Raw genomic sequence first — 23,780 nt, forward strand, 5'->3', positions numbered from 1 at the left:
ATGGTGGATTCGGGGGGCGGAGTGCTGTTCCGCGACCCCGAAGCACCACGTCACGGGGATGAGGGAAGAGCACGGTGGAAGCAGTGGGGAAGGACGGGACGCCCGCGGTCCGTATCGAGGGGCTGTGGAAGCGCTTCGGTGAGCAGGTGGCGGTCGCCGGAGTGGATCTGGAGATCCCGGCCGGCCGGTTCATCGGCCTCGTCGGGCCCAACGGCGCGGGTAAGACGACCACGTTGTCGATGGTCACGGGCCTGCTGCGCCCGGACTCCGGCCGGGTCCTGATCGGCGGCCGTGACGTCTGGCAGGACCCCGCCGCCGTCAAGGCCCGCATCGGCGTGCTCCCGGAGGGGCTGCGGATGTTCGAGCGCCTGTCGGGGCGCGAGCTTCTCGAGTACACGGGGCGGTTGCGCGGCCTCCCCGGCGACGAGGTCGACAAGCGCGCCACCCAGCTGCTGGACGTCCTCGACCTGGCCGGCTCGCAGCACAAGCTCGTCATCGACTACTCCACCGGCATGCGCAAGAAGATCGGCCTGGCCGCCGCGCTGCTGCACAACCCCGAAGTCCTGTTCCTCGACGAGCCGTTCGAAGGCGTGGACCCGGTCTCCGCTCAGACCATCCGTGAGGTCCTCGTCCGCTACACCGCCTCGGGCGCCACGGTCGTCTTCTCCAGTCACGTCATGGAGCTCGTCGAATCCCTGTGCTCCTGGGTCGCGGTGATGGCCGGCGGCCGCATCCGTGCCCATGGCCCCCTCAAGGAGGTCCGGGGCGAGGCCGCCACCCTGCAGGACGCCTTCCTGGAGCTGGTCGGCAAGCGCGGGGCGGCCGGCGGCGACAGCCTCGACTGGCTGGGCGGCGGCGCCCGATGAGCACCGTCCCCGCCCCTCCCCCGGCCCCTTCCCCGGCCCCCTCCCCGGTCTCCTCCCCCGCGGCCGCCGGCCCCGGCGCCGCCTCGACGGCCTCCACCACGGCCGTCTTCGTCCGGCTCAAGCTGTCCCTCCTGCGCAACGGCCTGCGGCAGTCCTCCGGGCGCAAGGCCGTGTGGATCACGTCCGTCGTCCTGGTCTCGCTCTACGCCGCGTTGCAGGTGCTCGGCCTGATCGTGCTGCGCGGCCATGCCCACATCGGTGCCCTGGCCGTGTGCATGGCGGCGCTGCTGGCCTTCGGCTGGGCGGTGATGCCGCTGTTCTTCCCCGGCGGCGACGAGACCATGGACCCCACCCGGCTGGTGATGCTCCCGCTGCGGCCCCGGGCGATGATGACGGGCCTGCTGGCCGCGTCCCTCGTGGGCATAGGCCCCGGCTTCACACTGGCGGTGCTCACCGGCACGGTGATCTCCACCGCCCATGGCGCGGCGGCCTTCGCCGTGGGCGTCCTGGCCGCGCCACTGGCGCTGCTGGTCTGCCTGGCGCTGGCCCGGGCCGTGGCCACCGCCAACGTCCGCCTGCTGACCAGCCGCAAGGGCCGCGATCTCGCGCTGCTGAGCGGCCTGGTCATCGGTGTGGGCGGTCAGCTGGTCAACCTCGGCATGCAGCAGCTCAACGGCCTCGGCATGAGCCGGCTGGAGCCGGTCGCCGACGTCCTGCGCTGGATACCGCCCGGCTCCGCGCTGGACGCCGTCCGCGCCGCGAGCGAGGGCGCCTACGGGCGGGCCGCCGCCGGGCTGGCCCTGACGGCCGTCGGGCTCGTCGCCCTGCTGTGGTGGTGGCAGCGGAGCCTGACCCGGGTGATGACCGCGCCCGACGGCTCCACCCTCGGGGCGGCCGGCGACAAGCCTGGCAAGCAGCGCGCCTCCGGCGGCGGGCTGGCCCGGGTGCTGCCCGCCGGTCGCACGGGAGCCGCCATGCACCGCTCGCTGCGGTACATCTGGCGCGATCCCAAGACCAAGGCGTCCTGGGTCTCCGGGCTCGCGGTGGGCATGCTGGTCCCGGTCGTCAACGCCGCGCAGGGCGCGGAGAGCGTCTGGTTCTCGCTGTTCGCCCCGACGATGCTGGGCCTGCAGATGTACAACCAGTTCGGGCAGGACGGCCCGGCGTTCTGGATGGTGCTCCAGACGATCGGCACGACCCGCGACGCCTACGTCGAACTGCGTGCCAGGGCACTGGTGTTCTCCGTGATAGCCGTGCCGTATGTGGCGCTGGTGGTCACGGGCACCGCGGCCCTCACCGGCAAGTGGTGGGACTGGGCCGAGGTCCTGGGCCTGTCCCTGGCCCTGCTGGGCGCCCTCTTCGCCACCGGTGCGCTGGCCTCCGTCATCGCGCCCTACTCCATACCCCAGGACAGCGGCTTCAAGAACGTCGCCCCGGGGCAGGGGGCCCTCGCCTGGTTCGGCATGCTGGGCGCCCTGGTGGGCGTGGTGCTGTGCGCGCCGCTGGTGGCGCTGGCGATCTGGCTGCACGTCGCCGGGGCGCACTCCCTGCTGTGGATCCTGCTGCCGCTGGGCGCCGGCTACGGCGTGCTGATCACATGGCTGGGCCTGCGGCTCGCGGCGCCCCGCGCGCTCGGCCGTCTCCCGGAGATCCTCGCGGCGGTCAGCAAGGGCTAGCGCCCGTCCGTCGACCCGACGCAGCGGGGCCCGGCCGTGATCGGCCGGGCCCCGCTCGTCGTTCAGCCCCTTGAGAGCCGCTCAGCCCTCCCGCGCGGGCAGTTCAGCACTCGTGGGCGGTTCGGCCCTCGTGGGCCGATCAGCCCTCGTGAGCCGTTCGTGGATCGTTCAGCCCCGGCGGACGGTGAAGACCTGGTAGTCGCTCCAGCTCTGCTCCTTGTTCACCCAGGTGGAGCGGCTCTGGTAGTAACCGCCGCTGCAGTTGGAGGTGGAGGAGGCGGACACATAGGTGTTGCCCTTCCACCACCAGCCGCTGAGCGGGGTGGAGCCGCCCGGGGTGACGTTGAAGCAGTGGTCGGTCCACTGACCGTTCTGGTTCTCGCCGCTCACCATCACGGAGCGGGCCATGCCCGAGGCGTCGTCGATCTGGAGCTGCTGACCGTTGTCCGCGGCGAAGGCGGAGCCGGTGCCGGCCACGAGGCCGGCGCCGACCACGGCCGTGGTGACAGCGGCCGTGGCGATCTTCCGTCGGATGTTCACAGAGTTCCCCCGTGTGGTGCGTCGTTCTCTGAAATCGCCTTGTTGATCAAGGCCGAGAAGAACTCTGCATGCTGTTCGACGACGGAACCGTCCGTACCAGGTCCGGATTCTGTGACGGACCGTCACCTCACCCGGCCGGCGGCACTCTCCACATAGCCGTCGGGGCGCACCAGCAGCGTCATGGGCGAGGCGTCGGCGCGGGTGACGGTCATGACGCCGTCCTCCTTCGACGGCTCGGCCCGGCGCGGGAGGACCCGGACGTACGTGCCCGCGCGCAGGGCCTCGTAGAGCCGGGTCGGGCCGGAGTCGGTCTCCGCCAGGGCCAGGTCGGGGGCGCGGCTGCCGGTGAGCGGATGGGCGCCGGGCGGGGCGGGGTAGCGGATGCCGATGCCGGAGACGAACATCGCGATCCGGTGGACGGCGGGCGGCACGAGAAAGGCGGCGCCGGCGGCCGCGTTGCGCAGATAGCGGCTCGCGGGAGACGACGCCAGCACGGCGCGCACGAGGGCGCCGCTGGCGCGCAGCACCTGGGTGCCGACGGGGTGGCGCTCGGTGTGGTAGCTGTCGAGGAGGGCGTCGCCGGCCCGCCCGGCGAGGACGGCGGCCAGCTTCCAGCCGAGGTTGGCGGCGTCCTGGACGCCGGCGTTCATCCCCATGCCGCCGGCCGGCGAGTGGACGTGGGCGGCGTCGCCGGCGAGGAGGACCCGGCCGTCGCGGTAGCGGGGCACCTGGCGCTCGTCGCTGTGGAAGCGCGAGGTCCAGCGGGGCTCACGCATACCGAAGTCGGTGCCGAAGGCGGCGCGGGTGACGGCCTTGAGCTCGTCGAAGTCCACGGGCGCGTCGGAGGGCAGGTCGCTGCCCCGCACCCAGGCGATGACGCGGTACCAGCCGTCGCCGAAGGGGGCGATGAAGGAGAAGCCCTCGGCCACGCCGTTGAACGCGGGCACCTCGGTCGGCGCGTCGTCGAGCCGTACGTCGGCGAGCATCACGGACCGCAGCACGGCCCGGCCGGGGAACGGCATGCCGATCGCCGAGCGGACGGCGCTGTGCACCCCGTCGGCGCCGACGACGTAGCGACCGCGCAGCGTCTCCGGTGCGGCGCCGTCCTCGACGGGCTGGACATCCACGTCGACGCCCTCGCCGTCCTGGCGCAGGCCGGTCACCCGGGCGCCGCGGCGGATCTCGGCGCCGTGGGCGAGCGCCCGCTCCTCCAGGAGCCGTTCGAGCTCGTACTGCGGGGTGATCAGGACACCCGGGAAGCGGGTGTCGAGCGCGCCGAGGTCGATGCGGGTGCGGCCGAAGATGCGCAGGCCCTCCAGGAAGGTGCCGGTGTCGATGAGCGGTTCGGCGAGCGCGCGGGCGTCGAGGACCTCCAGGGTGCGGGCGTGCACCGCGAAGGCGCGGGTCAGATTGGACTCCTGGGCGCGCCGCTCCAGCAGGACGACGCGGACTCCGGCGGCGGCGAGGTCCCCGGCCAGCAGGAGTCCGGTGGGACCGGCTCCGACGACCAGGACGTCCGCGGTGGGTTCGGTGCGGAGGGACATGTGGGCTCCCCGTGGGTGGCTGCGGCGCGCCCGGGTACGCGGTGGTCGGCGTGGGTGCGCCTCGGTTCCAGTGCACACCCGGCACCGACACTATGTCAACGACCGTTGAATTAATTCAGGACAGACCAGCCCTACGCAGGCACGGCGGCCTCCAGGAAGGGCTCGGTGACCCGGCGCCAGCCCTCGGGCCGGTCGTAGTGGATCAGATGGCCGGCGTCCGGGACCTCGGCGTAGCGGCCGCGCGGCAGGACGCGCACCATCTCCTGGGCCTCCGCCCGCCCCAGGGCGCCGTCCAGCCCGCGCACGACCAGCGTGGGGCACTCCACCTGCGCCAGCTCCTCCCAGTGCGCGTCGTGGGCGTAGCCCTCGCGGGCCTGGAGCATCTGGCGGCGGAAGAACAACGGCCGCCAGCCGTCGGCGCGCTCGGCCATCACCTCGGCGTAGAAGTCCCCGCGGGCCGGGACGGGCCGCTCCAGCGTGGGGTCGTCCTCGCCGAACCACTTGCGGACGTCGGCGAGGGTGGCGAACGGCACCGGCCAGGACCCCAGCCACTCGCTCCACTCCCGCTGGGTGGCCGCGCCCAGCGCGGAGGCCCGCATGTCGGTGATCACCAGGGCGCGCACCAGATCGGGGCGGCGCGCCGCCAGCTGCCAGGCGGTGAGGGCGCCCATGGCGTGGCCGATGAGGGTGACGGGCGCGAGGCCGAGCTGCTCGACGGCCGCCTCGGCGTCGGCGACATATGCCTCGCGGGCGTACGGGCCGGCGACGGGCTTGTCGCTGCGCCCGTGGCCGCGCTGGTCCAGGGCGATCGTGCGATAGCGCGCGGAGAGCCAGCGGGCGGTGTGCGCCCAGTGCGCCGCGCGGCCCAGCAGGCCGTGCAGGAGCAGCACGCCGCCGTCGCCGGGGCGCCGTCCGCACCCCTCCCGGCCGGCGCAGCGACCACCCGCGCGGCGCCCCCCACCGGCCGCCTTCGGCGGTTCTGCGAACTCCCAGGCGGCGAGCCGCACTCCACCGCTTCCGGTCACTTCGATACGCCGCACCATGAGCCCTGGCACCCCCTCGTCTCCCCCGAGCAGCCCAACCCTATGGAACTTCCATTCGAATGAACCGTTGTCGCGCGCAACACCCCTCGTTCGAGTGACCGGGCGGCAGGATTGGCCGTCCGCGGCCAGGGGAGTAATCGACTCGGGCGCGGACCGCTCGGGGAAGAAGGTCCGCGAGGCGCACCCTGGGAGCTCGGGGCTCCGGGTCGCCACGGGGGAAAACGGGGAGGCGGGGCCCCGGCTGCCCATACGGGCGCCGGGGCCCTTTCGCGTGTCCGTGGGCCCCCGCGTGTCCGTCGGCCCCCGCGTGTCCGTCGGCCCCCGCGCGTCCATGGGCCCTCGCGTGTCCGTGGACCCCCGTGTCCCCCTGCCCATGGGCCCCCGCGGACGCGTGCCCGTAGGCCCCCGCGGACTGGGGACCCACGTGGTTCGCCGGACCCATCCGATCCCCTCCCCGGCCATCGGCGCGCGCATATGCGCATCGGCACTCAGCGCCAGCGTGGCACGCCTCGGGCCCGAGCGCGCCGATTCCGTCGCGGCTCGGCAGGTTTACGTAACCGGGCATACGTACCCGGCGCGGCCGCCCGTTCCCGGGCGTCGAGGCCGGTCAGCGCTTGGCTACGAACACATGGGAGGCGATGTCGGAGGCCAGCTCGGCGGCCTCGCCACTGCTGCCCACCATCACTCCACCGGGCGACTCCGTCACACTGACCACGGCGCCCGGCTGGACCCCGGCGCGGCGCAGCGTGTACATCAGCTGGGCGTCGGTCTGGATGGGCTCGCCGATGCGGCGGACGACCACGGTCTTGCCCTCGGTGCCCGGCTCCAGGTCCATCAGGCTGACCATGCCGTCGTTGAGGAACGGGTCCGACTCGGGCTTCTCGCCGAGCTCCTCCAGACCCGGGATGGGGTTGCCGTACGGCGACTCGGTGGGGTGGCGCAGCAGCTCCAGCACCCGCCGCTCCACGGCCTCGCTCATCACGTGCTCCCAGCGGCAGGCCTCGGCGTGCACCTGCTCCCACTCCAGGCCGATCACGTCGACGAGCAGGCACTCGGCGAGGCGGTGCTTGCGCATCACGCGCGTGGCCAGCCGGCGGCCCTCCTCCGTCAGCTCCAGGTGCCGGTCGCCGGCGACGGACACCAGGCCGTCGCGCTCCATGCGGGCCACCGTCTGGCTCACCGTCGGGCCGCTCTGGTCGAGCCGCTCGGCGATGCGGGCGCGCATGGGGACCACACCTTCCTCTTCCAGCTCAAGGATGGTGCGGAGATACATCTCCGTAGTGTCGATCAATCCGGACATGCCGTGCCCCTCGAATAAGTCGTGCGCTGGCCCTGGACTCAATTCTGACGCATGCCGCCGACAACGGGGCCGCGTACGCCCCCGGCGCCCGCCCGGCGTCCCGCCGTATTGACAGGGCGCATGGACAGACCGCAACGTGACGTCCAGCCGAACCGAGCCGAGGAGTCCCGCAGCGATGAGCGAGAACGAGCTGGCCGGACAGTACCTCGACGCCGCGATCGCCCTGCTGCGGCGGGTCCGCGACGAGGAGGCCGCGGCCGTGACGGCCGCCGGCCGGATCCTCGCCGACACGGTGGCCGACGGCGGCCGGCTCTTCGTCTTCGGCGCCGGGCACTCCTCCCTCGCCGCCCAGGACGTCGTCTACCGCGCGGGCGGGCTCGCCCTGATGAACCTGCTGGCGGTGCCGGGCGTCGTCGGCGTCGACGTCATGCCCGCCACGCTCGGCAGCGCGCTGGAGCGGGTGGACGGGCTCGCCGGCGCGGTGCTGGACACCAGCCCCGCCCGGCCCGGCGACGCCCTGATCGTCATCTCGCTGTCCGGGCGCAACTCCCTGCCGGTGGAGATGGCCATGAACGCCCGGGCCCTGGGTCTGAAGGTCGTCGGCGTCACGTCCCTGGCGTACGCGAAGGAGACCCGGTCACGGCACGTGTCCGGCACGTTCCTCAAGGACCACTGCGATGTCGTCCTCGATACCAAGATCGGTACGGGGGACGCGGAGCTCACCGCCGACGGCATCGCCGCGCCCTTCGGCCCCGCCTCCACGGTCGTCGCCGCCGCCGTGGTCCAGGCCGTCGTGGCCTCCGCCGCCGGCGAGCTGGCCGCGCGCGGCATCGACCCCCCGATGCTGCGTTCCGGCAATGTCGACGGCGGCCACGAGTGGAACGGCCGCGTGCTGAGCGAATACGGCGACCGGATCTTCTTCCGGCACTGAGCCCTTCGGCCGGAGTCCGGTGGGCCGGTCGCGGATACGTCGTGGCCGGCCGCGGATACGTCGTGGCTGATCGCGCGGTTCCCCCTTCGGGGCGCCGGCCCCCGCCTACCCCGCCACCGCCACCGCCAGGTCCACCGAGGCCGCCACGCGGGTGGCGATGTCCTCGGCGTACACCGCGTCCGCCCGGTCGAACGCCCTGCGTGACGCGCCGCGCAGGAACGTGACCACGCCCACCGTGCGGCCCCGGCTGCGCAGGGCCGTGGCCAGGGCGTGGCGGGTGCCGTCGGGCCAGCGGCGGGCCGCCGCCCAGCCGGTGGTGCGGTCGGTGGCCGCCCGGACCGAGCCGCAGCGTTCGACCGCCTGGAGGGCCGGGTGGCCGTCCATGTACGGCACGGGCAGCCCGCCCCCGGCCGCGCCCTGGCCCGGCGCGCCGGCGGGCGCGGCGGCGGCGCGGATCAGCCGGACCGGGCCCTCGGGCTCGGCCTCGGGGGCCGGGAGCAGGTCGATCAGGGCGTGGTCGGCGAAGCCGGCCAGGGCGAAGTCCATGTAGAGCGCTGCGGCCTCCATCGGGTCCTCGCACTCGGCGACGGCCCGGCCCGCGCGGTGCAGCTGGCTGCCCCGGAAGCGCAGCCGGGCGCTCTCCTGCTCGGCCAGCCGCGTCTTCGTCACGTCCAGGAACAGCCAGGCCACCCCCAGCGGCACCGGCTCCTCCACGAGCGGGGTCGCCAGCCGCAGGAAGCCGCTGCGCCAGCAGCGGCGCTCCGTGGCCGGGCCTCCGGGGGCCCGGTCGGCGGGGGTCCGTACGGTCACCCACAGCTCGGTGGGCGCGGGCGGGGCGCCGGCGGCCAGCACGTGCTGCAGCGCTCCCTCCAGCTCCTCCACGCCCTGCTCCAGGAGGTCGCCCAGCGGCCGGCCCAGCAGGGCCGTGCGGGTCGTGCGCAGCATCCGGGCGGCGTGCGCGTTGGCCAGTGCCGGGCGGAGGTCCGCGTCGACGAGCACCACGCCCCAGGTGGAGGCGTCGCCGAAGAGCGCCTCGCTCAGTGCGACGGACCGTTCGAGGTCGATCTGGGTGTGGACCTCGCTGAACGCGCAGTAGACGCCCGCCGGGCTGCCGTCCGCGCCCGGGACGGCGGAGGACTGGACGCGCACGAGCACCCGCCCGCCGTCCTTGGTGACCAGCGCGAACTCGTCGACCTGCCGGCCCGGGGCCTTCATCGCGCCCAGCAGCCGCGCGGTGACGTCCGGCGCGTCCGCCTCGCGCACGGCCCAGCCGGCCAGCCCCCGCCGGCCCACGGCCTCGCGCGCGCTCCAGCCGAGGATGCGCTCGGCCTCGCGGTTCCAGTGGGTGACGGTGCCGTCGGCGTCGAAGGCGCACAGCGCGGCGTCCATGCCGTCCAGGAGGGCCACGAGGAGGTCATGGTCGTCGCCGTCCGCCGTCGGATCGTGGCGGGCGGGGCCGGACTGGTGTGGAACGGTCACGGGGTACCCCCTGCTGGACGCGTCTGCGATGGCCGCATGCCCTGCATGTCCTGCACGACCGGCATTCAACTCGACGCGGGCGCGCACCACACCGCGTTCCGCGAAATCCATGCGCCCGATCCGCGCCGGAACAGCGCCCGGGCCGCGCCCCGGACCACGCCCCGATCCGCCCCGCGATCCGCGCCCGCGATCCGCCCCCGCGATCCGCCCCCGCGAAAAAACGGTTGTCGCCTCCGGGGCGCCTTCCTAGGCTGTGCCGTACACGAGAAGGGAGGTGGTTCGGGACATGGTTTCATTCCGGACGCGTGAGGTGACTGCGGGCTAGCGCCCGTCGTCGCGTAATGCGCAGCGCCGGCCGTGCCGGCCAATCCCAAGCAGTCACCCGGCCCGTGGGCCGCCGAGTCGTCCGCTCGGCACCTCCGCACCGCATCCGCGGTGCGGAGGTAGCAGCCCACGGGCCGTCTGCGTGCCCGTGAACCGCCGCTACGGGCACAGACGTTCGACGTGCCAGCCCCGGTCGCCCTCGCCGTCGGTCCGTACGTACCGCAGCCGGTCGTGCAGCCGGTTGGCCCGGCCCTGCCAGAACTCCACGGTCCGCGCGGTCACCCGGAATCCGCCCCAGTGCGGCGGTACGGGCACGGGCTCGCCCTCCGGGTAGCGGGCCGCCATCCGTTCGTACGCCGCGTCGAGCTCGGCGCGCGAGGCCGCCACCGTGGACTGCGCGCTCGCCCAGGCGCCGATCCGCGAGCCGTACGGGCGGGAGTGGAAGTAGACGGCGGTCTCCTCGGGCGACACCCGCTCGGCGGTGCCGGTGACGACGACCTGACGGGCCAGCGGGTACCAGGGGAAGAGGAGGGAAACGTTCGGGTTGACCGCGATCTCGCGGGCCTTGCGCGAGGTGTAGTTGGTGAAGAAGACGAAGCCGCGCTCGTCGTAGCCCTTCAGCAGTACGGTCCGCGAGCTGGGCCGCCCCTCGGCGTCGGCCGTGGACAGGACCATGGCGTTGGGCTCGTGGAGCTCGCCGGTCGCGGCCTCGGCGAACCAGTGTGCGAACTGCCGGTAGGGGCCCGGCGCCAGCTCGTCCTCGGTGACGCCCTCGTGCTGGTAGTGGGCGCGCATGGCGGCGACGTCGGGCGCGCGGTCGGCGTCGCCGGCGCGTGCGCCGGGGTACTCGTCCATGTCGGGTTGTTCGTCGGTGTGGGCCACGGCCACATCTTGCAGGAGGGCCGTGGGCGCGCAAAGCGCGGTGTGCCGGACATCACCGAGGTGTACATCTGTGGCCGGGCTGACCAACGGGCTATCGTTTCCGGCTCCGGAACCGCCACCGGCTTTTTTCTGCGGAGGCCGGGTGAACCACCGGGTGAACCATCACCGCACGGGGCATGACCGCTTTTGACCGGGACGGACCGCGAGCCGCGCACCGCGGCCCCGGTCGGCAGTCGCGTGTCGAACACATCATGAGGAGCCGCCTGATGTCCGACTTCGTACCCGGACTCGAAGGAGTCGTCGCGTTCGAGACGGAGATCGCCGAACCCGACAAGGAAGGCGGCTCGCTCCGCTACCGAGGCGTCGACATCGAGGACCTGGTCGGCGACGTGTCCTTCGGGAACGTCTGGGGCCTGCTCGTCGACGGATCGTTCAACCCCGGCCTGCCGCCGGCCGAGCCCTTCCCCATCCCCGTCCACTCCGGCGACATCCGCGTCGACGTCCAGTCCGCGCTGGCGATGCTCGCCCCGGTGTGGGGCCTGAAACCGCTGCTGGACATCGACGAGGCCACCGCCCGCGACAACCTCGCCCGGGCGGCCGTCATGGCCCTGTCCTACGTCGCCCAGTCGGCGCGCGGCCAGGGGCTGCCGATGGTGCCGCAGCGGGAGATCGACAAGGCGGAGACCGTCGTCGAGCGCTTCATGAAGCGCTGGCGCGGCGAGCCGGACCCCAAGCACGTCAAGGCCGTCGACGCCTACTGGACCTCGGCCGCCGAGCACGGCATGAACGCCTCCACCTTCACCGCCCGCGTCATCGCCTCCACCGGCGCCGACGTGGCGGCCGCGCTCTCCGGCGCGGTCGGCGCCATGTCCGGCCCGCTGCACGGCGGCGCGCCCTCCCGCGTCCTCGGCATGATCGAGGAGATCGAGCGCACCGGCGACGCCGTCGCCTACGTCAAGGGCGCCCTGGACCGCGGCGAGCGCCTCATGGGCTTCGGGCACCGCGTCTACCGCGCCGAGGACCCGCGCGCCCGCGTCCTGCGCCGTACGGCCAAGGAGCTGGCCGCCCCGCGCTACGAGGTCGCGGAGGCCCTGGAGAAGGCCGCGCTGGAGGAGCTCCACAACCGCCGCCCGGACCGGGTGCTGGCCACGAACGTGGAGTTCTGGGCGGCCATCGTGCTGGACTTCGCCGAGGTGCCCGCACACATGTTCACGTCGATGTTCACGTGCGCCCGTACGGCGGGCTGGAGCGCGCACATCCTGGAGCAGAAGCGCACCGGCCGGCTCGTCCGCCCCTCGGCGCGCTACGTGGGCCCCGGCCCGCGCGACCCGCGCGAGGTCGAGGGCTACGCCGACATCGTGGGCTGACCCGGTCCCACCGGCGCCCACCGGCGCTCCCCCGGGCCCCACGACGCGGGCCCGGCGGGGCACGGCCTCCTCGTGGCCGCCCCCGGGGGATGGCAGGCTGGGGGCATGCGTCCGTTGCTCCCCGCCCTCGGCCTCGCCGCGCTGACCGTGCTGCCGCTCGCCGTGCCCGCCACGGCGGCGGACGGCGATGTGCCGTCCGCCTTCACCATCCAGGACCCGAGGATCAAGGAGTCCAGCGGACTGGCCGCCAGCCGCGCGCACCCGGGCGTCTACTGGACCCACAACGACAGCGGCGACGGCGCCAACGTCTTCGCCGTGGACGGCCGCACCGGGCGCACGGTCGCGACCATCACGCTCAGCGGCATCGACGCCCGGGACGTGGAGGCCATCTCGGTCGGGCCCGACGGGAACGTCTACGTCGGGGACATCGGCGACAACCTCGGTGGCACCTGGCCCGAGGTGTGGATCTACCGCTTCCCGGAGCCGAAGACCCTGAAGGACGCGGCCGTCACCCCCACCCGCTTCACCGTCCGCTACGCCGACGGGCCGCGCGACGCCGAGTCGCTGATGGTCCATCCGAAGACCGGGCGTGTCTACATCGTCAGCAAGAAGCGCTCGGGCAAGGGCGCCCTCTACGAGGCGCCGGAGCGGCTGTCGGCGGACGGCGTGAACACCTTCCGGCGGGTGGCGGACATCGACGTGTGGGCCACGGACGGAGCCTTCTCCCCCGACGGCACCCGGCTGGTCGTCCGCGGCTACTTCGACGCCCGCGAGTACCGCTGGCGCGACGGCCGGCCCGAGGAGGTGGGGCGGCCCGCCGTACCGCTCCAGCGGCAGGGCGAGTCCGTCACGTTCGCGCCCGGCGGCCGCGCGCTGATGTACGGGACGGAGGGCGCGTCCAGCCGCGTCACGCCCGTCGAGCTCACGGGCGACCTGCTGCCGGACTCGGTGGCCGCGGGGGACTCCGAGGACTCCGGCAAGGGCGGCGACCGCTCCGACGGGAAGACCTCGGGCCCGGGCGGCGGGGGCGGCGACCGCACCCTCGTCCTGGGCGCGGGCGCGCTCGCCGTCATCGCCGTGCTGGCCTTCGGCCTGCGCCGGCTGCTGCGCCGACGTCCCTGAGGTGGAGGGGCGCCGGCAGCAGGGTCAGAGCCGCTCGACCACGTAGTCGACGCAGGCCGTCAGGGCCTCGACGTCCGCCGGGTCGATCGCCGGGAACATCGCGACGCGCAGCTGGTTGCGGCCCAGCTTGCGGTACGGCTCGGTGTCCACGATGCCGTTGGCGCGCAGCACCCGGGCGATCGCGGCGGCGTCCACGTCGTCGGAGAAGTCGATCGTGCCGATGACGGCCGAGCGCTTCGCCGGGTCCGTGACGAACGGCGACGCGTGCGCGACGTCCTCGGCCCAGCCGTAGAGGGTACGGGCGGAGGTGGCCGTGCGGCGGACCGCCCAGTCCAGGCCACCCTGGCCGTTGATCCATTCCACCTGCTCGTTGAGCAGGAAGAGGGTGGCGAGGGACGGGGTGTTGTAGGTCTGGTTCTTCAGGGAGTTGTCGATGGCGGTCGGCAGCGAGAAGAACTCGGGGACGTGCCGGCCGGAGGCGTGCACGCGGGCGGCTCGCTCCAGGGCGGCCGGGGAGAACACAGCGATCCACAGGCCGCCGTCGGCGGCGAAGGACTTCTGCGGGGCGAAGTAGTAGACGTCGGTCTCGCGGATGTCGACGGGCAGGCCGCCCGCGCCGGAGGTGGCGTCCACGACCACCAGCGACCCGGCGTCCGCGCCCTCGACGCGCTGGACGGGCGCGGCCACGCCCGTGGACGTCTCGTTGTGGGTGAGGGCGTAGACGTCGACGCCCTGCTCCGCCTTGGGCTCCGGGTGGGTGCCGGGCTCAGAGGCGATGACGGTGGGTTCCTGGAGCCAGGGCGCCTTGCGGGCGGCCGTGGCGAACTTGGAGGAGAACTCGCCGAAGGACAGGTGCTGCGACCGGGACTCGATCAGTCCGTGCGTGGCGACGTCCCAGAAGGCGGTCGACCCGCCGTTGCCGAGGATCACCTCGTAGCCCTCGGGCAGGGAGAACAGCTCACTGATGCCCGCGCGCACGCGGCCGACCAGGTCCTTGACCGGGGCCTGGCGGTGGGACGTGCCGAGCAGGGAGGTTCCGGTGGCAGCCAGGGCACTGAGCGCCTCGGTCCGCACCTTGGACGGGCCCGCGCCGAACCGACCGTCGGCGGGCTTGATGTCAGCGGGAATCTGGATATCGGCCACGGCCGCAGCCTAATGCGAAAAGACCTTCGCGGCAGTGCCGTTCCATCGGATGAGATGCGGCTCATGTCCGCGGTCACGGCCCGCGTACCGGCCGCGCGGGGCGCAGTATGACCTTCATGGCGATCCCGGACACCTCCACGGACAGCGCGTCACTTGAACGGGACCTCCGGGCGGCCGTGGGCGGCGACGTGGACTTCACGTCCTCCGCCCGCGCCCTGGTGACCATGGACGCGTCGAACTACCGCCGCGTGCCGCTCGGCGTGGTCGCGCCGCGCGACGCCGCCGACGTCGCGGCCGCGCTCGCGGTCTGCCGGGAGCACGGGGTGCCCGTCGTACCGCGCGGCGGCGGCACCTCGGTGGCCGGGCAGGCGACCGGCACGGGCGTGGTGCTGGACTTCACCCGGCACATGGACGCGATCGTCCGGCTCGACCCCGGGGCCCGTACGGCCGTGGTCCGGCCGGGCGTGGTGCTCGACGTGCTCCGCCGCGCCGCGGCCCCGCACGGGCTGACGTTCGGGCCCGACCCGTCGACGCACGGGCGGTGCACGCTCGGCGGCATGATCGGCAACAACGCGTGCGGCGCCCACTCGGTGGCCTGGGGGACGACGGCCGACAACGTCCGCTCCCTGGAGGTCCTGACGTACGGCGGCGAGCACGCCCGGCTCGGCAGGGGCGCCGAGGCGCTCGCCGGGCTCCCCGCCCGGCCGGCGGACGGCGTGCGATCCCTGCTGCGCGAGGAACTCGCCCTGCTGCGCACGGGTTTCCCCGCGCTGCCGCGCCGCATCTCCGGCTACGCGCTGGACGCGCTGGCGCCCGAGCGGGGCACCGACCTGGCCCGGGCCTTCACCGGGAGCGAGGGCACCCTCGGGGTGCTGACCGAGGCCACGGTGGCGCTCGTGGAGACGCCGGGCGCCCGCGCGCTGGCGGTCCTCGGCTACCCGGACGAGGGCGCGGCGGCGGACGCGGCGGCCCTGCTGCTGCCGTTCGGGCCGCTGACGGTCGAGGGGATGGCGGCGGACCTCGTCGGAGGGCGTACGGAGGCGAGCGGACTGCTGCCGCCGGGCGCGGCCTGGCTGTTCGTGGAGACCGGGGGTACGAACGCGGCCGAGGCGGCGGACCTGGCCGGCCGGGTGTGCCGGGCCGCGGCCGCCGACGGGGCCTCGGGGCACGCGGTGGTGACCGAGCAGGCGGCCCGGCGGGCGCTGTGGCGCGTACGGGAGGACGCGGCGGGCACGGCGACCCGGCTGCCCGACGGCGGCGAGGCCTGGCCGGGCTGGGAGGACTGCGCGGTGCCGCCCGCGCGACTGGGCGCGTATCTGCGGGAGTTCCGGGCCCTGTTGGGGCGGTACGGGCTGCGCGGAGCGCCGTACGGGCACTTCGGCGAGGGGTGTGTGCACGTACGGATCGACGTCGACCTGCTGAGCGCGGAGGGGGTGCGCCGCTACCGGGCGTTCTCCGCCGACATGGCGGAGCTGGTGACCGCGCACGGCGGCTCGCTGTCCGGCGAGCACGGCGACGGCCAGGCGCGGGCCGAGCTGCTGCCGAGGATGTACGGGCCGGAGGTCGTACGGCTCTTCGAGCGGTTCAAGGACCTGTGGGACCCGGCGGGCGGCCTCAACCCCGGCATGCTCGTCCGCCCGCACCGGCTCGACGAGAACCTCCGCTTCGCCGTACTCCCGAAACGCCCCGTGGACGTGGAGTTCGCCTATCCGGGTGACGGCGGCGACTTCGCGGCGGCGGTCCGGCGCTGCGTGGGCGTGGCGAAATGCCGCGAGACCAGCGCGGATGCCGGCACGGATACGGGCACGGACGCCGGCACGGATACGGGCACGGACGCCGGCACCGGCACCGGCACCGGCACCGGCGTGATGTGCCCGTCGTACCGGGTGACCCGCGACGAGCGGCACTCCACGCGCGGCCGCGCCCGGCTGCTGCACGAGATGCTGGCGGGCGAGGTGGTGACGGACGGCTGGCGGTCCGGGGAGGTCCGCGAGGCGCTGGACCTCTGCCTGTCCTGCAAGGGGTGCCGCACCGACTGCCCGGTGGGGGTCGACATGGCGACGTACAAGGCGGAGTTCCTCCACCACCACTACGCACGGCGGCTCCGCCCGGCCGCGCATTACACGATGGGGTGGCTGCCGGTGTGGCTGCGCGGCGCGGCGGCGCTCCGGGCGGCGCCCGCGCTCAACGCGCTGGCCCGCGTCCGGCCGCTGGCGGCCGTGGCGAAGCGCGGCGCGGGCATCGCGCCGGAGCGGGCGATCCCGGAGCTCGCGGCCGAACCGTTCACCCGCTGGTGGGACCGCAGGACACCAGCGGTCGGCGAGCGCGACGGGAGGCCGGAGGTACTGCTGTGGCCCGACACCTTCACCACCCACTTCTCACCGCGCGTGGGCCGGGCAGCGGTGACCGTCCTGGAGGACGCCGGACTGCGGGTACGGCTGCCGGGCGGGCCCGTGTGCTGCGGGCTGACATGGGTGTCGACCGGCCAACTCGACCGCGCCCGGACGGAGATGCGGCGCACGCTCGATGTCCTGGCCCCCGCCCTCGACGCCGGTCTGCCCGTCGTCGGGCTGGAACCGAGCTGCACGGCGGCGCTGCGCACGGACCTTCCGGAGCTGCTTTCGGACGATCCGCGCACGGCCCGGCTCGCCGCGTCGGTACGGACCTTCGCCCAGGCGCTGGAGGACCGGGCCCCGCACTGGCAGCCGCCGCACGTGGGCCGGACGGTCGTCGGGCAGACGCACTGCCACCAGCACGCCGTCCTGGGCGACGGGGCCGAGCGGAGGCTGCGCCGACGGGCGGGATTGGACGGAGAGTTGAGCGCCGGATGCTGCGGTCTGGCAGGCAACTTCGGCTTCGAGAAAGGCCACTTCGCGGTGTCGGCGGCGTGCGCCGAGGAGCGATTGCTGCCGTCCCTGCGCACGGCCCCGGAGGGCGCTGCCGTGCTGGCCGACGGCTTCTCGTGCCGTACCCAGATGGCCCAACTCGGCGGCGTGGAAGGGCATCACCTCGCCGAAGTCCTGGCGGAGGCGCTCACGGACAAGGCCCCCGAAACCCCCGGCCGAAAATGATGCAAGCACGCTTGCTTGTTTTCCCGGGCGCTGCCACGCTCCCGTGCCATGCCTGCGTCCGTCCTCCGAATCGGCAACGCCTCGGGCTTCTACGGCGACCGCTTCGACGCCCTGCGCGAGATGCTCACCGGCGGTCCCCTCGACGTCCTCACCGGTGACTACCTCGCCGAACTGACCATGCTGATCCTCGGCCGGGACCGCCTGAAGGACCCCGGCCGGGGCTACGCCCGCACCTTCCTGTCCCAGCTGGAGGAGAGCCTCGGCCTCGCCGCCGACCGGGGCGTCAAGATCGTCACCAATGCCGGCGGGCTCAACCCCGCCGCCCTCGCCGAGCGCGTCGGCGAGCTGGCCGGCAAGCTCGGCGTGCCCGTACGCGTCGCCCACGTCACCGGCGACGACCTGCGCGGCGAGGACCGCTGGGGCGACGGCGTCCTCACCGCCAACGCCTACCTCGGCGGCGAGGGCATCGCCGAGTGCCTGCGCGCCGGCGCGGACGTGGTGGTCACGGGCCGGGTCACCGACGCCGCCCTGGTCACCGGGCCCGCCACCGCGTACTTCGGCTGGGGCTCCGACTGCCTGGACCCGCTGGCCGGGGCAGTGGTCGCCGGGCATGTGCTGGAGTGCGGCACACAGGCGACGGGCGGCAACTACTCCTTCTTCACCGGCCACGACGTGCGCCGGCCGGGCTTCCCGCTCGCCGAGATCCACGCCGACGGCTCGGCCGTCATCACCAAGCACCCCGGCACGGACGGCGTCGTCGACGTCTCCACCGTCACCGCGCAGCTGCTGTACGAGACGGCGGGCGCGCGCTACCCGGGCCCGGACGTGACGGCCCGCCTCGACACCGTGCGGCTCACGCAGGACGGCCCGGACCGGGTGCGGATCGACGGGGTCCGGGGCGAGGCCCCGCCCGCCTCGCTCAAGGTGGGGCTCACCCGGCCCGGCGGCTGGCGGCACGAGGTGGTCTTCGTGCTGACCGGCCTCGACATCGAGGCCAAGGCCCGGCTGGTGCGCGACCAGCTCGACGGCGCCCTGGCGGCCCGCCGCCCGGCCGAGGCCCGCTGGACGCTGGCCCGTACGGACCGCGCCGACGCGCCCGTGCAGGAGGAGGCGAGCGCGCTGCTGCGGCTGGTGGTGCGCGACCGGGACCCGGAGGTCGGGCGGGCCGTGGAGGCCGCCTGCGTGGAACTGGCCCTGGCCAGCTATCCCGGGTTCCACGTCGCCACGCCGCCGGGGAAGGGCACGCAGTACGGGGTGTTCGAGGCGGCCTACGCGGACGCCGCGTCCGTGCCGCACACGGCGGTGCTGCCGGACGGCGAGCGGGTGACCGTCCTGCCGTCGCCGATCCGCACGGAGGCGACCCCGCCCGTGCTCCTGCCGCCCGCGCTGCCCGAACCACTGCCGGCCGGGCCGGTGCGCCGGGCTCCGCTGGGGCTGGTCGCGGGGGCCCGTAGCGGCGACAAGGGCGGCGGCGCCAACGTCGGCGTGTGGGTGCGGAGCGACGCCGCGTGGCGGTGGCTGGCGCACGAGCTGACCGTGGAGCGGTTCCGGAGCCTGCTGCCGGAGACCGCCGGCTTCCCGGTGGAACGCCACGTCCTGCCCAACCTGCGGGCACTGAACTTCGTGGTCGACGGCCTGCTCGGCGAGGGCGTCGCGTCGCGGGCCCGCTTCGACCCGCAGGCCAAGGCGGTCGGCGAGTGGCTGCGCGCCCGCCACCTGGACATACCGGAGGCGCTGCTGTGACCGTCCTGACGTCGGCGCTGGACCCCTCGGGGGCCGAGTACGCGGACCGCCGCGCCGCGATGCTGGAGAAGCTGACCGCCCTGGAGGCCGAGCACGCCAAGGCAGTCGCGGGCGGCGGCGAGAAGTACACAGCGCGGCACCGGGCGCGCGGCAAGCTGCTCGCCCGGGAACGTATCGAGCTCCTCGTCGACCCGGACACGCCGTTCCTGGAGCTGTCGCCGCTGGCGGCCTGGGGCAGCGACTACGCGGTCGGCGCCTCCCTGGTGACGGGCATCGGGGTGGTCGAGGGCGTGGAGTGCGTGATCACGGCCAACGACCCGACCGTACGCGGTGGCGCGAGCAACCCGTGGACGCTGAAGAAGGCCCTGCGGGCCAACGAGATCGCGTTCGCCAACCGGATGCCGGTCGTGTCGCTCGTCGAATCGGGCGGCGCCGATCTGCCCAGCCAGAAGGAGATATTCATCCCGGGCGGCGCCCTCTTCCGCGACCTGACGCGGCTGTCGGCCGCCGGCATCCCGACCGTCGCCGTGGTCTTCGGCAACTCGACGGCCGGCGGCGCGTACGTGCCCGGCATGTCCGACCACGTGGTGATGGTGAAGGAGCGGGCGAAGGTGTTCCTCGGCGGGCCGCCGCTCGTGCGGATGGCGACGGGCGAGGAGAGCGACGACGAGTCGCTGGGCGGTGCCGAGATGCACGCCCGCACGTCGGGGCTCGCGGACCACTTCGCGCTCGACGAGCGGGACGCGCTCCGGCAGGCGCGGCGCATCGTCGCCCGGCTCAACCACCGCAAGGCCGGACCCGGCCCGCTGCCCGGCCCCGTCGAGCCGCCCCGGTACGCGGAGGAGGAGCTGCTCGGGATCGTGCCCGGGGACCTGAAGGTGCCGTTCGACCCCCGCGAGGTGATCGCCCGGATCGTCGACGGCTCCGACTTCGACGAGTTCAAACCGCTGTACGGGGCGGGGCTGACCACCGGCTGGGCCCGGCTGCACGGCTATCCGGTGGGCGTGCTCGCCAACGCGCGCGGCGTGCTCTTCAGCGAGGAGTCGCAGAAGGCCGCGCAGTTCATCCAGCTCGCCAACCAGCGCGACATCCCACTGATCTTCCTCCACAACACCACCGGCTACATGGTCGGACAGGCCTACGAGCAGGGCGGCATCGTCAAGCACGGCGCGATGATGATCAACGCGGTGGCGAACTCCCGGGTCCCCCACCTGTCGGTCCTCGTCGGCGCCTCGTACGGGGCCGGGCACTACGGCATGTGCGGGCGGGCCTACGACCCGAGGTTCCTGTTCTCCTGGCCCAGCGCCAAGTCGGCCGTGATGGGCCCGCAGCAGCTGGCCGGTGTGCTGTCGATCGTCGCCCGGGCTGCGGCCGAGGCGCGCGGCCGCCCGTACGACGAGGAGGCCGACGCCGGGTTGCGGGCGGCGGTGGAGCGGCAGATCGAGGCGGAGTCGCTGCCGGTGTTCCTGTCCGGGCGGCTCTACGACGACGGCGTCATCGACCCGCGCGACACCCGCACCGTGCTGGGCCTGTGCCTGTCGGCCGTGCACGGCGCCCCCGTGGAGGGCACGCGGGGCGGGTTCGGCGTCTTCCGGATGTGAGGAGCAGAGTGCTGAGGGCTGAGGGCTGATGATCGATTCACTGCTTGTCGCCAACCGGGGCGAGATCGCCTGCCGGATCGTCCGCACCTGCCGTGAGCTGGGCATCGCCACGGTCGCCGTGCACTCCGACGCCGACGCCGGGGCACGCCACGTCCGGGAGGCGGACGCGGCGGTACGGCTACCGGGCACCGCGCCCGCCGATACGTATCTTCGGGCCGACCTGCTGATCGCCGCAGCGCGGGCCGCCGGCGCGGACGCCGTGCACCCGGGCTACGGATTCCTGTCGGAGAACGCGGAGTTCGCACGGGCCGTCATGGACGCCGGGCTGGTGTGGATCGGGCCGCCGCCGGCCGCGATCGAGGCCATGGCGTCCAAGACCGGGGCCAAACGGATCATGGCGGAGGCGGGCGTCCCGGTCCTGGCCCCGCTCGCCGCCGACTCCGTGACCCCCGCCGACCTGCCCGTGATCCTCAAGGCGGCGGCGGGCGGCGGCGGACGCGGGATGCGGGTGGTGCGGGAGTTGGGCGCTCTGGAGGCCGAGCTGGTCTCGGCCCGAGCGGAGGCGGCGGCAGCCTTCGGGGACGGCGAGGTGTTCGTCGAACCGTACGTCGAGAACGGACGGCACGTGGAGGTGCAGGTCCTGGCCGACGCCCACGGCACGGTGTGGACGCTCGGCACGCGCGACTGCTCCCTCCAGCGCCGCCACCAGAAGGTGATCGAGGAGGCGCCGGCGCCGCACCTCGCCGAGGAGACCCGCAAGGCACTGGACGCGGCGGCCGTGGCGGCCGCGCGGGCGACGGGGTACGTGGGCGCGGGCACGGTCGAGTTCCTGGTGGGGGCCGACGGCCGGCCGCACTTCCTGGAGATGAACACACGGCTCCAGGTCGAGCACCCGGTGACGGAGGCCGTGTACGGGCTGGACCTGGTGGCATCGCAGATACGGATCGCCGAGGGCGGTGCGCTGGATCCCGTACCGCCGGCGCCGTCGGGCCACGCGGTCGAGGCACGGCTGTACGCCGAGGACCCGGCGAACGACTGGCGACCGCAGGCGGGCGTGCTGCACCGGCTGCGGCTGGGCGGGGGCGGCACCGGGAGTGGCAACGGGCCCGGCACGTGGCTCCGCGTCGACTCCGGCTACGACGACGGCGACCGGGTGGGCGTCCACTACGACCCGCTGCTCGCCAAGGTCGTGGCCTGGGCCCCCGGGCGCGAGGAGGCCGTCCGGCTGCTCGCCCACGCGCTGGAACGGGCCACCGTCCACGGCCCCGGCACCAACCGCGACCTGCTCGTACGGTCCCTGCGGCACCCGGAGTTCGCGGCGGGGCGCATGGACACCGGCTTCTACGGACGGCACCTCGCCGAGCTCACCGCCCGCCGTGGCGACCCGGCGCTCGCCGCCCTCGCGGCGGCCGTCGCCGACGCCCAGGACCGCCACCCGCTCGGCGGCTGGCGCAACGTCCCCTCGGGCCCGCAGGTCAAGGGGTACGCGGTGGACGGCGAGGAGCACGAGGTCCGCTACCGGACGGGGCGGGAGGGGATCGTCCCGGAAGCGCCGGACGCCGTACGGGTGTTGAGCGCGGCGGCCGACCGGGTGGAAGTGGAGACGCACGGCGTACGGCGAACGGCCCGGGTGGCCGTCCACGACGACACCGTGTACGTCGACATCCCCGGCGCGGGGGCGTACACGCTCACCCCACTCCCCCGTTTCCCCCCGCCCGCCGCGCGCCACGAGCCCGGCTCCCTCCACGCCCCCATGCCCGGCACGGTGGCCCGGGTCGCGGACGGCGTGGAGGTGGGCAGCGCCGTGACCGCCGGGCAGCCGCTGCTGTGGCTGGAGGCGATGAAGATGGAGCACCGCGTCATCGCACCGGCCGCCGGCGTCCTCACCGCGCTGCACGTGGTGGCCGGGCGGCAGGTCCGCGAGGGAGAGCTGCTCGCTGTGGTCACCGAGACCGAACCCGAGTCCGAGGAGGGAAGCTCATGAGCACCGCACTGATCGAGTCCCCGGAGCACCGCGCGCTGCGCGCCGCCGTGACCGCGCTCGCCGGCCGCTACGGACGCGACTACTTCGCCACGGCCGTCAGCGAGGGCCGCCACGCCGACGAGCTCTGGGCCGAGGCGGGAAAGCTCGGCTACCTCGGCGTCGGCCTGCCCGAGGAGTACGGCGGCGGGGGCGGCGGGATCACCGAACTCGCCCTGGTCCTGGAGGAACTGGGCGCGGCGGGCTGCCCGTTGCTGCTCATGGTCGTCTCCCCCGCCATCTGCGGCACGGTGATCAACCGTTTCGGCACCGACGAACAGAAGCGCGCCTGGCTGCCGGGCCTCGCGTCCGGCTCGCTGAAGATGGCGTTCGGCATCACCGAGCCCGACGCCGGTTCCAATTCCCACCGCCTGACCACGACGGCCCGCCGCGACGGCTCCGACTGGATACTCAACGGCCGCAAGGTCTTCATCTCCGGCGTCGACGTCGCCGACGCGACGCTCATCGTGAGCCGGACGGAGGACGCCCGAACGGGCAGGCTCAAGCCCTGCCTGTTCATCGTGGGCCGCGACACGCCGGGCTTCGCACGCCATCCGATCGACATGGAACTCGCCTCTCCAGAGAAGCAGTTCGAACTCGTCCTCGACGACGTCCGGCTCCCCGCCGACGCGCTCGTCGGCGACGAGGACGCCGGTCTGCTGCAACTGTTCGCCGGGCTCAACCCCGAACGGATCATGACGGCCGCCTTCGCGCTCGGGATGGGCCGGTACGCGGTCGCGCGCGCCGTCGAGTACGCCCGCACCCGCCAGGTGTGGAAGGAACCCATCGGCGCCCACCAGGCTGTCGCCCACCCCCTGGCCCGCGCCCACATCGAGATCGAACTCGCCCGCCTCATGACCCGGAAGGCAGCCGCGCTCTACGACGCCGGCGACGACGCCGGAGCGGGCGAGGCGGCCAACATGGCGAAGTACGCGGCAGCGGAAGCGGCGGTCTACGCCGTCGACCAGGCGGTGCACACGCTGGGCGGCAACGGCCTCACGAAGGAGTTCGGGCTCGCCTCACTGATCACGGCGGCCAGGGTGGCACGCGTGGCACCGGTGAGCCGCGAGATGATCCTCAACTACGTGTCCCACCAGACGCTTGGGCTCCCCAAGTCGTACTGATGGT

17 protein-coding genes are annotated in these 23,780 nt (G+C 74.0%); 10 read left to right on the forward strand and 7 right to left on the reverse strand.

Translation table 11 applies throughout. The annotated features are described in order from the left end of the window. Positions 1-74: 74 nt before the first annotated feature. The gene (locus AC07BS_RS06085; RefSeq protein ID WP_478930525.1) at positions 75-866 is read left to right on the forward strand and encodes an ABC transporter ATP-binding protein; all 792 of its coding nucleotides are present in this window, start codon (positions 75-77) and stop codon (positions 864-866) included. After that, on the forward strand, positions 863-2,542 hold the full coding sequence (locus tag AC07BS_RS06090) for a transporter (protein ID WP_478646321.1): 1,680 nt from the start codon (positions 863-865) through the stop codon (positions 2,540-2,542). Before AC07BS_RS06085 ends, AC07BS_RS06090 begins: the two co-directional genes overlap by 4 nt. Before the next feature lie 168 nt (positions 2,543-2,710). On the opposite strand, the gene AC07BS_RS06095 is transcribed toward AC07BS_RS06090, so the two are convergent. From AC07BS_RS06095 to AC07BS_RS06110, 4 genes are all read right to left on the reverse strand, one after another. Next, entirely contained in the window at positions 2,711-3,082 is a 372-nt protein-coding gene (locus AC07BS_RS06095) for a hypothetical protein (protein ID WP_478646323.1), read from the reverse strand. A 122-nt stretch (positions 3,083-3,204) separates the two neighbouring features. Continuing rightward, complete coding sequence (locus tag AC07BS_RS06100) at positions 3,205-4,626, reverse strand: FAD-dependent monooxygenase (protein ID WP_478646326.1); 1,422 nt, start codon at positions 4,624-4,626, stop codon at positions 3,205-3,207. A gap of 131 nt (positions 4,627-4,757) precedes the next feature. Next, positions 4,758-5,669, reverse strand: coding sequence for an alpha/beta fold hydrolase (locus AC07BS_RS06105; protein ID WP_478646328.1), 912 nt, complete (start codon positions 5,667-5,669; stop codon positions 4,758-4,760). A 607-nt stretch (positions 5,670-6,276) separates the two neighbouring features. Then, entirely contained in the window at positions 6,277-6,969 is a 693-nt protein-coding gene (locus AC07BS_RS06110; RefSeq protein WP_478646329.1) for an iron-dependent transcriptional repressor DtxR, read from the reverse strand. Between the two features lie 175 nt (positions 6,970-7,144). Here AC07BS_RS06110 and AC07BS_RS06115 point away from each other — a divergent pair, with 175 nt between their 5' ends. Then, positions 7,145-7,900: an SIS domain-containing protein gene (locus AC07BS_RS06115; protein WP_478646330.1), complete on the forward strand. Its 756-nt coding sequence runs from the start codon at positions 7,145-7,147 to the stop codon at positions 7,898-7,900. 105 nt (positions 7,901-8,005) lie between these two features. On the opposite strand, the gene AC07BS_RS06120 is transcribed toward AC07BS_RS06115, so the two are convergent. After that, positions 8,006-9,409, reverse strand: coding sequence for a PAS domain-containing protein (locus tag AC07BS_RS06120; protein ID WP_478930672.1), 1,404 nt, complete (start codon positions 9,407-9,409; stop codon positions 8,006-8,008). Positions 9,410-9,862: 453 nt separating this feature from the next. Next, the gene (pdxH, locus tag AC07BS_RS06125; protein WP_478930674.1) at positions 9,863-10,498 is read right to left on the reverse strand and encodes a pyridoxamine 5'-phosphate oxidase; all 636 of its coding nucleotides are present in this window, start codon (positions 10,496-10,498) and stop codon (positions 9,863-9,865) included. Between the two features lie 353 nt (positions 10,499-10,851). Between pdxH and AC07BS_RS06130 the strand changes: the two genes are divergently transcribed. Both AC07BS_RS06130 and AC07BS_RS06135 read left to right on the forward strand, forming a co-directional pair. Beyond that, on the forward strand, positions 10,852-11,952 hold the full coding sequence (locus AC07BS_RS06130; protein ID WP_478646331.1) for a citrate synthase 2: 1,101 nt from the start codon (positions 10,852-10,854) through the stop codon (positions 11,950-11,952). 105 nt (positions 11,953-12,057) lie between these two features. Next, positions 12,058-13,074, forward strand: a complete 1,017-nt coding sequence (locus AC07BS_RS06135; protein ID WP_478930529.1) for a TolB-like translocation protein — start codon at positions 12,058-12,060, stop codon at positions 13,072-13,074. Between the two features lie 24 nt (positions 13,075-13,098). Here the strand turns inward: AC07BS_RS06135 and serC are convergent, their stop codons facing one another. Beyond that, positions 13,099-14,217: a phosphoserine transaminase gene (gene serC / locus AC07BS_RS06140; protein WP_478646337.1), complete on the reverse strand. Its 1,119-nt coding sequence runs from the start codon at positions 14,215-14,217 to the stop codon at positions 13,099-13,101. 107 nt (positions 14,218-14,324) lie between these two features. Between serC and AC07BS_RS06145 the strand changes: the two genes are divergently transcribed. From AC07BS_RS06145 to AC07BS_RS06165, 5 genes are read left to right on the forward strand one after another with little or no spacing between them, the layout of a single operon-like run. Then, the gene (locus AC07BS_RS06145; RefSeq protein ID WP_478930531.1) at positions 14,325-17,288 is read left to right on the forward strand and encodes an FAD-binding and (Fe-S)-binding domain-containing protein; all 2,964 of its coding nucleotides are present in this window, start codon (positions 14,325-14,327) and stop codon (positions 17,286-17,288) included. 48 nt (positions 17,289-17,336) lie between these two features. Continuing rightward, entirely contained in the window at positions 17,337-19,031 is a 1,695-nt protein-coding gene (locus AC07BS_RS06150) for an acyclic terpene utilization AtuA family protein (protein WP_478930533.1), read from the forward strand. Then, positions 19,028-20,632, forward strand: coding sequence for an acyl-CoA carboxylase subunit beta (locus AC07BS_RS06155; protein WP_478930535.1), 1,605 nt, complete (start codon positions 19,028-19,030; stop codon positions 20,630-20,632). Before AC07BS_RS06150 ends, AC07BS_RS06155 begins: the two co-directional genes overlap by 4 nt. A gap of 28 nt (positions 20,633-20,660) precedes the next feature. Continuing rightward, positions 20,661-22,616, forward strand: coding sequence for an acetyl/propionyl/methylcrotonyl-CoA carboxylase subunit alpha (locus AC07BS_RS06160; protein WP_478930537.1), 1,956 nt, complete (start codon positions 20,661-20,663; stop codon positions 22,614-22,616). Beyond that, positions 22,613-23,776 (forward strand): acyl-CoA dehydrogenase family protein, encoded by a 1,164-nt coding sequence (locus AC07BS_RS06165; protein WP_478930539.1) that lies wholly within the window; start codon positions 22,613-22,615, stop codon positions 23,774-23,776. Before AC07BS_RS06160 ends, AC07BS_RS06165 begins: the two co-directional genes overlap by 4 nt. Positions 23,777-23,780: the final 4 nt, after the last annotated feature.

Source organism: Streptomyces sp. NPDC044063 (genome assembly GCF_056434285.1).